Source organism: Bacillus sp. 7884-1 (genome assembly GCF_002272245.1).
Classification (GTDB): domain Bacteria; phylum Bacillota; class Bacilli; order Bacillales; family Cytobacillaceae; genus Neobacillus.
The window spans coordinates 1-8037 of the sequence record NZ_NPDD01000122.1; the positions used below are offsets into that span (position 1 = coordinate 1).

The window sequence follows — 8037 nt, forward strand, 5'->3', positions numbered from 1 at the left end:
TTGCTCTTCCGTTAGCCGTTACTTCATGACTATGTTTGTCAATTTCTAGTGAAGAAATTTGAATTCGATCATTGTCCACTGCCGGCTGCTGCCTTCTATAGAAGAAAGAATGGATATAGCTGTCTGTGTAGCATCTAACTCATTGTTGATTTCATTTTGTTTCTTTCCTTTTTGAATAATGCCTTCAATTAACTTAATTAATCCACTAAATCCTTCTTTGATTGAATCCTCGAAATCAATATTTGAATCATCCGCTTCTATTGCCGCATTCATTAAAGGACACCCACCTACTACAATATTGTCATGAAGCAAAGAACTGAAAACATCAATAAAAGCATCAAATTGTTCGGATGCAGTATCTTTTGATCTTATTACTCCTATATACTTATCTTTTAAGGTATTTAATGAATGAGAAAATGAAGCTCTTGCCAAGGCGTCCTTGTTGTCGAAATGATTATAAATTCCTCCCTTTTTAAGACCAGTGGCGGTCATAATTTCAGCAATTGAGGTCGATTTATAGCCATTTTTATTGAATAATGAAGATGATTGTTCAATAATATAATTTTTGGTCCTTTCGCCTTTATTCATGTTCTTTCTACCTCCTCAAAAAAGGACAGTCGGTCTTTTTTTCACATCATAATATCTGTTACTAATTCTGTCAAATTCCAGAAATTATTTCGGGTATGGTGTATGAATAAAAACTCTCAAGTCGTTTTCTAGTATTGTTTATTTATCAAAAAAGCAGTCAAATATAGAATTTTGACTGCTTTTTTTGTATAGCTTATTATTTTTGTTTCAACACTTGCAGCATTGCAGCCACAACACCATTATGGTTGGATAAATCCGCCGCAGTCGTAAGAATCAACTTTCCGAAATTATCAGCTTTTTTGAAGTTCTCTGGTACAGATTCATCCAGCCTGTCTTTCAACGTATTGTAAAGATGTTTATGTTGTTCTTTAATCAGAGCGATCATGGTATCCCAATTAGGCAGTAAAAATGCCATTAGAAGCGCTTTAAATTTACTACTGTCAAAATGGATTGCGGTGTTGTTTAACTTGACAGCGCATGCGAACCTGCCGGAGAAGCTAGGCAGAACCTTCTGCTCTTAATCCCCGGCAAGCCTGCCATGAGCACATTACTTCTTCTTATCGGCAAGCTGCTGGCGATACTCCAACACAGGCAGTCCGCCCCAACCCCAACTCTCGGTATCAACCTCTTCGATAACTACGAAGGTAGCTTCTAAGGGTTTGTTTAGCACATTGAGCAGTAGCTCGCTGGCCCCTTTAATGAGTGCAGCTTTTTCTTCCGCCGTAATAGACTGACGATCTGGTGTTGTGCCCTCACGGGTCACTTGAATCGTAACGATTGGCATGAATATTCTCCCCCATTCTGTTTGGATATGTTTTGTTGTGCTGCAACATGTGCTTAGTGACCAGCATTCTGTCCACCATCAACATGAAGGATCTCACCAGTAACGAAGTTGGCTGAATCTAGATATAAAACTGCTTCGACAATTTCATGCGCCTCACCCATGCGTCCCATAGGATGCAGTTTAGCTAAAGCATCGTGTGTTTCAACAGGGTGCATAGGTGTTTTAATTACCCCTGGTGAGACTGCATTCACACGAATACCTCTTGAAGCATACTCAATTGCTAACGATTTTGTTGCAGCTTTCAGACCGCCCTTCGTCAATGAGGCGAGTACGGAAGGAACGTTAACTGACGGTTGGTCTACCAGACTCGTCGTGATGTTAAGGATGTGTCCCTTTCCTTGTTTCAGCATCTCAGCCACCGCGCGTTGGGTAACGTGGAAGAAGCCGACGACATTCGTGGATAAATATGTTGTAAAGTCCTCTTTTGTATACTCCGTAAATGGTTTAGACATAAAGATTCCGGCATTATTTATTAGAGTGTCGATGCGTCCATAGTGAGCTAAACCTTCGTCGATTAGACGCTGCGCAATCTTAGGATCTGCAATATCACCAGCAACAAAACGAACTTGTTTTCCTGTAGGATCGATTTCTTTTACAGCCTCAGCTAATGCTTGTTCATTACGTCCATTGAGAACCACATTCGCTCCTCGATTCACCATCTCAATCGCTATAGCTTTCCCAAGACCGCTGCTTCCGCCAGTTATTATTACTACTTTTCCTTGAATACCCATGTGTTATTCCTCCTTGTATTCCATAATCTATAGAAAATAAATTAGGCGTAATGAATCGCCTACATGTATGATCTTATTATGTGATAGCTACTATTATTGTCCTAAACCGTTTTCACTGCTTTAGCAACCGATACGGTGCGTTTTGCTTGATGTTCAACAGCAGCGCGCACATCTTCTTTCATCGCTCCATTTTGATCCACTGTTACACTTGTACCGTATGGATTCCCTCCGGCAACAAATACCGATGGATCGGTAAATCCGGGAGCTGCCACAATCGCACCCCAGTGGTACATAGATGTGTACAGCTGAAGTATCGTTTGTTCCTGTCCAGCATTCGGATTTTGAGCGGAAGTCATGGCACTCACGACTTTATTCACCGTTTTGCCTTGGGCCCAAAGACCACCTGTCGTATCGATGAACTGTTTCATTTGAGCTGGAAGATTACCGTATCGAGTGGGCATACTAAAGATGATCGCATCCGCCCATTCCAAGTCCTCCAAAGATACGGTAGGGATATGTTTGGTTGCTTCTAGATGAGCTTTCCAAGTTTGACTGCCATCAATAACAGATTCTGGCGCAGTTTCTGGTACCTTTAGAATTTTTACATCTGCCCCAGCTTGAAGACCGCCTTCCGCTGCCCATTGAGCCAATTGAAAGTTAGTTCCGTTAGAACTGTAATAGATGACTGCTAAATTTACTTTTGATGCTGACATTTGTGTCGTCCCCTTTTTAAATAGTTTTTGAAATATGCTCATGTATATCGCTCCAAACATTTTTAGTCATTGCGGCTTACATTTTTTCAAACAAGGTATTGCAGTCGTTAGTAATCCCGTTTGCTCTTGCTATTTGCATAAATGCATCCACATCTCCGATGTTAATATCCTCTTCGAAATAAGAAGTATAGATTTTCTCTATTAATCACTCTTTCTTGTCCTCTAGAGCTATAGTAATTAATTGATGGGATAAAGACGTATTGGGTATATATTTTACTATCTCCATATTAAATTTAAGTCCATAATGAGCATCGATTCGTAATACTGCCTCATTCTTGCTTTGAATTGAGGAACCCCGCCTAATCGGCCAATCATGACCTGCCGATAATCTTCACCTTTAAGACGAATACCATAGCGGTTAACAAGCTCTTTGTTACCATACGAAACTTGAGGCAACTATTATCCATATAAACATCAATCATCAAGTCTTCATTAACCATTCACCACTGGCTTTACAGTTTTAATATGATGAATGTAATCAATTCTACTTTGTGCCAATCGCTCATCGGAAAGGTTAGAAGCATCGTTCAGCGTAAAGTGAGGCAGATAAGAAGCACTGATAAAATGAGCAGTCACTTCAATCGGACGCAATATTTCTTCCAATGTAAAACGATTGGACCCAGTTGCTTGATACGATTCTTCAGAACCATATGTCGAGACTGCTACGCCAATTTCCTTACCTGCTGTTTTACTGCCATCTGGCCCATAAGCCCAACCGTATTGTAATACGGAATCGAACCATTTTTTTAGTAATGCAGGCGTGCTGTACCAAAAGAATGGAAATTGGAAAATAATCCGATCATGTGCCTCAACCATCTGCTGCTCTTTAGAAACATCGATATTTTCATCTGGGTAAGCCTTATATAACTCATGAATTGTAACATCACTTTGCTTTTGCAATTCCTCCATCCATCCTTTATTCACGCGGGATTCTTCGATGTTCGGGTGAGTCACAATTACTAATGTTTTCATTTTGATTTGCTCCATTTCATAGTTGTTTTTTAAATTTTTTTCTAATTTAAGGACAGGTTTCCAGCATGATTTCATTTATTCTCGAAAAATGATACGTTTTTCATAAATATACTTTCTTGTTTGTTCACTAATGGTCCATCAAGTTCTGTAATTCTTTTTAATTCAATCCATTCAGGATCGTTGCGGAAACGATCATAGTTGAGGTTACGCATTTCCATATTGGCATGCTCGACAACATAATAAAGACGGTTATTTGCCTCATCAATGTCTTCCCAAAATAGCGTCACTTTCATATCATGCTTCATAAATAAGTCGATAACATAATCTTTGAACCTGTCTTGTATTGCCCGCATCTTGCCAGGTTTCACATCATATACTCGCAGTTCATACAACATCACTTCACCTCATCTATTTTGTAAAATGTTTCGTCACTATTTTTGACCTATTAGTAGGTAGATTTTATTTTTGAAAAAATATCCGCCTTCTTTTTAGGTTAAAGTGGATATTAATGCTTCAGCAATCCTGTCAAACATGCTCAAATCCCGAGAACTTCTTGCAATTAATTGCGCACCTGATCACTCCCTTCTAAATATTTCTTTTTCCAACTAAAGGCTTTTATCTACCTACTAAAAGGTAGATTTATATTCAAAAAAATATCCGCCTTCTTTTTTAAGTTAAAGCGGATATTAATCTTTCAGCAATCAAATCAAATCTATTTAAATCCCGAAAGCTTCTTGCTAGTAATTGCGCACCTTGAAGCGAAGCAAGGAATTGATGGGCTTGCACATCCGCGGCACCTTCAAAGTTTAGATGCCCTTCACGCCGCCCCTGATCCAACACACGTTCCAACCATTCTAAATTGGCGGTGAATAACTGAGCTATCCCTTCTCGTGTTTGACCTGATAAAGTAGCCAGGTCAGTTGAAAGCATGACCCCCATGCAAGTACAATAATTTTGAACAGGGCCACCGTAAAGCATAATGAATTTGCGCAGTTTTTCCAAATTGTTCTGTGTCTCAGTATCGATTTGAGCGATTGCAGAAATAAAATTTTTGTGATACCGTGCAATCAGCGCTTCTCCCAGATCCTCCTTATTCGGGAAATAGTAATGAATACTTGCAGTACGTATCCCAACTTTTTTTGCAATGTGTGCATAGCTGAATCCGTTAAACCCAAACTCCTGCACGATCGACTGAGCAGTATCCAAAATAGTTTCTGCTGTATTCTTATTTTTGTTCATGATGTCATTCTATCTTCTAATAGATAGTTTGTCAACATAGGTATTCACTCCCGCTCGTCCACTACAGAAGTAACCCCTGCTTCTTAATGCCGAACAGCAGTGACATCAATGGCTTTTTCCAAATGCAGGTCGCACTGCTCCACAAATTGTCGACCGAATCTCGTTGAAGTTCCTGTTATAAACCATACTTTACTCATAATTCTTCCCCCTATTTTTTAAAAAAACTTTCAAAGACATTGTAAACAGCTTCTTTCATTCACTAAAATCCAAAAGCTTATACCAGAATCTCTCCCAAACCATCAAAGTTTCATAGAAAGTTTGTATTCATTCGTTATTTGTATTAGATTGTTACTGGGCTGTTCCTTTAGAATAGTTACGATTAAATTTCACAGAATAAATCAACACATAGATAACGATAAGTGAGGCAAACAAATTTAGCACAATCAACGAAAAGTTCAAATTAAAAAATTGAGTCAATACTCCAACACCAACCACCGGAACAATAAATCCGGAGTAGGCGCATAAATAAAATGCCGAAATTACTCGCGGACGTTCTTCCGGCTTCGGCAACTGGCTGGCAAACCTTAAAGTAACTTGAAACGTCCATCCGGCGCCAATTCCTTGAATACATATGCCGGCCCAGAGCAAAAATAAACTCGCTGTTTGACCAGAAAAAACAACAACCCACGATCCAATGATAAGAAACAGGATTCCTATACGCATCCGTGTAACGGGATTACGCGGCCAAGGAAAGAACTGCATCAAGGCCCCCCCGCCTAGAAGCACCAGAATTAACAACCCGGGAATAGAGAGATTGTCGGTGTGAATAACGTTCTTGGCGAAAGAAGGAATAAGAGAAAATACAATTCCGCCTAACGTGAAAAGAGTAAAGATCGGAAGTCCGATAAAAGACCAAAAATGGGAACGAATATTGTCGGGAACACCGAGCGAAATCTTAGTTTTTGCCGGTTTCTGAGCTTGGGAATCTTCGTGCTTCGGTAACATTTCCAGAAATATTAAGGAACTCAATAACATGACGAGCAGAAACCAATATGGCAAACGAAGTGGCTGAAAATGCAAATATTGCACGATTAAACCTGAAATGGCTGGGCCCAGGCCAAAACCAATGTTTACCGTTACTCCTGATAGCTTGACTGCCGTACTCACTTTATCATGAGAGGTTTGTTTTAATAAAAAAGCGCTGGCAGCACCTGTAAAAGCGCCATAAGCGATGCCTTCCAAAATCCTGGCCGCATAGAGCATCCAGACGTTGAAACTCCCTAGAAAGAGCAACGTCGACACGATAGAAATCCATATACTGAAGCGAAGAACCCTTTTCAATCCCCAGGCGTTCCCTCTGGCTCCCACGACAAACAATGTCGGCAGCAGGATAGCGGCATAAACGGCAAACAAAATGGTGATTTCCAGACTGCTCAGCCGATAATACTCACTGTACAAAGGAAATAACGATGAAATAAAGGTAGCTCCACACGACATCATAAGAACAACCCAAAGCATTCTTTTCATTACGATTCCTACTTTCACGAATTTTTCAAATCTCATTAAATAATATTAATATAAACAATTAGGTATAAATAACTCTCCTAAAAAAAGAGACCGAACAGTCTCTTTTTGCTCAAAAAAAAGAATAAAAAATAGAATTAGAAAAGAATAGCATTTACCTGCATGATAACCATGTCTAAATATCGTTTATCCTTATACAATCTGCTGAGTGCCAATGCACCTTCCAGAGAAGAAAGAATTAACACCGCCATTTGTTCAGAATCAACATGTTTATCAATTTCATTTTGACTCTTTCCTAACTCAATAATGCCTTTGATAATATTTATTAAGCCAGCAAAGCCTTCTTTAATGGAATCTTCGATCAAAATATTTGAATCATCAGCTTCAATGGCAGCATTCATTAAAGGGCATCCACCTACTATGATTTCATTGTTCCACAACGTTATAACCATAGCAGTAAAAGCCTGAAATTGCTCGCTTGAGGTCTCCTTGGAGTTAATCGCTTGTAAATAATTTTCCTTTAGTGTCATTAACGAGTAGGAAAACGAAGCTTTGGCTAAATCATCCTTACTATCAAAGTGGTAAAAGATCCCTCCCTTTTTCAATCCGGTGGCCTTCATTATTTCAGCGATAGAAGTGGATTTATAGCCAATTGTGTTGAATAAAGACGAAGATTGCTCAATAATAAATTTTTTCGTTCGTTCCCCTTTATTCACCTTTCAACCCTCCTTTTATAAAAAAGACCAATTGTTCTTTTTTATTTAACACCATTAGTACCACTTATGTCAAGTATTGAACATGATAATAAGACGATTGCACTAATAAAGATAAGGTGCATTCTATTCGGATCATTAATATCCTGTGCCGCCAATGTTCTAGTGAATCCAGTATAGACAGAGTTCACACGGATGCCATCCACGCCGAGTTCTAACGCGGCTACTTTTGTCATGCCTCTCACAGCGTATTTTGACGAAACATATGCTATCTTCTTGGGTCTCCCTACAATGCCCGTAGTAGAAGAAATGTTAATGATAGATCCTCCACCCGCTTTTTTCATCGAAGCAACAACCGTCTTTATTCCAAGGAAGACAGAAAGTGTCCACTTTTAAGACTAAACCCAAAAATGATCTGAATTAGATGATTTCCTCACAAAAACAACCTAAATTGAATTGGAAAACCACAAGGAAGACCAAATATAATGATCATCACTAAAATAAACTCCATGTGTTTCTCAAGATGTGCTGTAGATCTTGTAAAACAAGCTCATCAATTTTGCCCCTATTCAAAAGTATTAAAAGGAGGCAATTTAATGTGAAATGTGAAATATGAAATGAAAAGTATCAGTCGAATATTTACATCCTTCATA

General features: G+C 39.0%; 11 protein-coding genes and 1 pseudogene. All 12 read right to left on the minus strand.

Translation table 11 applies throughout. The annotated features are described in order from the left end of the window. Window positions 1–45: 45 nt before the first annotated feature. Complete coding sequence (locus CHI06_RS14905) at window positions 46–588, minus strand: TetR/AcrR family transcriptional regulator (RefSeq protein ID WP_095249379.1); 543 nt, start codon at window positions 586–588, stop codon at window positions 46–48. A 196-nt stretch (window positions 589–784) separates the two neighbouring features. Continuing rightward, on the minus strand, window positions 785–1003 hold the full coding sequence (locus CHI06_RS14910) for a hypothetical protein (RefSeq protein WP_095249380.1): 219 nt from the start codon (window positions 1001–1003) through the stop codon (window positions 785–787). A 132-nt stretch (window positions 1004–1135) separates the two neighbouring features. Beyond that, the gene (locus tag CHI06_RS14915; protein ID WP_095249382.1) at window positions 1136–1372 is read right to left on the minus strand and encodes a tautomerase family protein; all 237 of its coding nucleotides are present in this window, start codon (window positions 1370–1372) and stop codon (window positions 1136–1138) included. A gap of 53 nt (window positions 1373–1425) precedes the next feature. Beyond that, window positions 1426–2163 carry an SDR family NAD(P)-dependent oxidoreductase gene (locus CHI06_RS14920; protein WP_095249384.1) on the minus strand — a complete coding sequence of 246 codons (738 nt, stop codon included), beginning with the start codon at window positions 2161–2163 and terminating at the stop codon, window positions 1426–1428. 101 nt (window positions 2164–2264) lie between these two features. Further along, complete coding sequence (gene wrbA / locus CHI06_RS14925) at window positions 2265–2918, minus strand: NAD(P)H:quinone oxidoreductase (protein ID WP_095249386.1); 654 nt, start codon at window positions 2916–2918, stop codon at window positions 2265–2267. Window positions 2919–3152: 234 nt separating this feature from the next. Next, the gene (locus CHI06_RS29380; RefSeq protein WP_142300960.1) at window positions 3153–3332 is read right to left on the minus strand and encodes a hypothetical protein; all 180 of its coding nucleotides are present in this window, start codon (window positions 3330–3332) and stop codon (window positions 3153–3155) included. Window positions 3333–3368: 36 nt separating this feature from the next. Further along, window positions 3369–3908 carry an NAD(P)H-dependent oxidoreductase gene (locus CHI06_RS14930; RefSeq protein WP_095249395.1) on the minus strand — a complete coding sequence of 180 codons (540 nt, stop codon included), beginning with the start codon at window positions 3906–3908 and terminating at the stop codon, window positions 3369–3371. Between the two features lie 71 nt (window positions 3909–3979). Then, the gene (locus CHI06_RS14935) at window positions 3980–4303 is read right to left on the minus strand and encodes an NIPSNAP family protein (protein ID WP_095249388.1); all 324 of its coding nucleotides are present in this window, start codon (window positions 4301–4303) and stop codon (window positions 3980–3982) included. Between the two features lie 274 nt (window positions 4304–4577). Beyond that, window positions 4578–5147, minus strand: coding sequence for a TetR/AcrR family transcriptional regulator (locus CHI06_RS14940; protein WP_095249390.1), 570 nt, complete (start codon window positions 5145–5147; stop codon window positions 4578–4580). Between the two features lie 348 nt (window positions 5148–5495). After that, window positions 5496–6674, minus strand: a complete 1179-nt coding sequence (locus tag CHI06_RS14945) for an MFS transporter (RefSeq protein WP_095249392.1) — start codon at window positions 6672–6674, stop codon at window positions 5496–5498. 134 nt (window positions 6675–6808) lie between these two features. Further along, a complete protein-coding gene (locus CHI06_RS14950; RefSeq protein WP_095249394.1) occupies window positions 6809–7387 on the minus strand; it encodes a TetR/AcrR family transcriptional regulator in 579 nt (192 codons plus the stop codon). 41 nt (window positions 7388–7428) lie between these two features. Beyond that, window positions 7429–7752, minus strand: a pseudogene (locus CHI06_RS14955) (SDR family NAD(P)-dependent oxidoreductase); the annotation flags it as partial. Window positions 7753–8037: the final 285 nt, after the last annotated feature.

Coding starts and splice junctions, on each gene's coding strand:
- CHI06_RS14915 (WP_095249382.1), bottom strand. CDS start 1,372: ATGCCAATCGTTACGATTCAAGTGACCCGTGAGGGCACAACACCAGAT.
- CHI06_RS14935 (WP_095249388.1), bottom strand. CDS start 4,303: ATGTTGTATGAACTGCGAGTATATGATGTGAAACCTGGCAAGATGCGG.
- CHI06_RS14930 (WP_095249395.1), bottom strand. CDS start 3,908: ATGAAAACATTAGTAATTGTGACTCACCCGAACATCGAAGAATCCCGC.
- wrbA (WP_095249386.1), bottom strand. CDS start 2,918: ATGAGCATATTTCAAAAACTATTTAAAAAGGGGACGACACAAATGTCA.
- CHI06_RS14940 (WP_095249390.1), bottom strand. CDS start 5,147: ATGAACAAAAATAAGAATACAGCAGAAACTATTTTGGATACTGCTCAG.
- CHI06_RS14910 (WP_095249380.1), bottom strand. CDS start 1,003: ATGGCATTTTTACTGCCTAATTGGGATACCATGATCGCTCTGATTAAA.
- CHI06_RS14945 (WP_095249392.1), bottom strand. CDS start 6,674: ATGAAAAGAATGCTTTGGGTTGTTCTTATGATGTCGTGTGGAGCTACC.
- CHI06_RS14920 (WP_095249384.1), bottom strand. CDS start 2,163: ATGGGTATTCAAGGAAAAGTAGTAATAATAACTGGCGGAAGCAGCGGT.
- CHI06_RS14905 (WP_095249379.1), bottom strand. CDS start 588: ATGAATAAAGGCGAAAGGACCAAAAATTATATTATTGAACAATCATCT.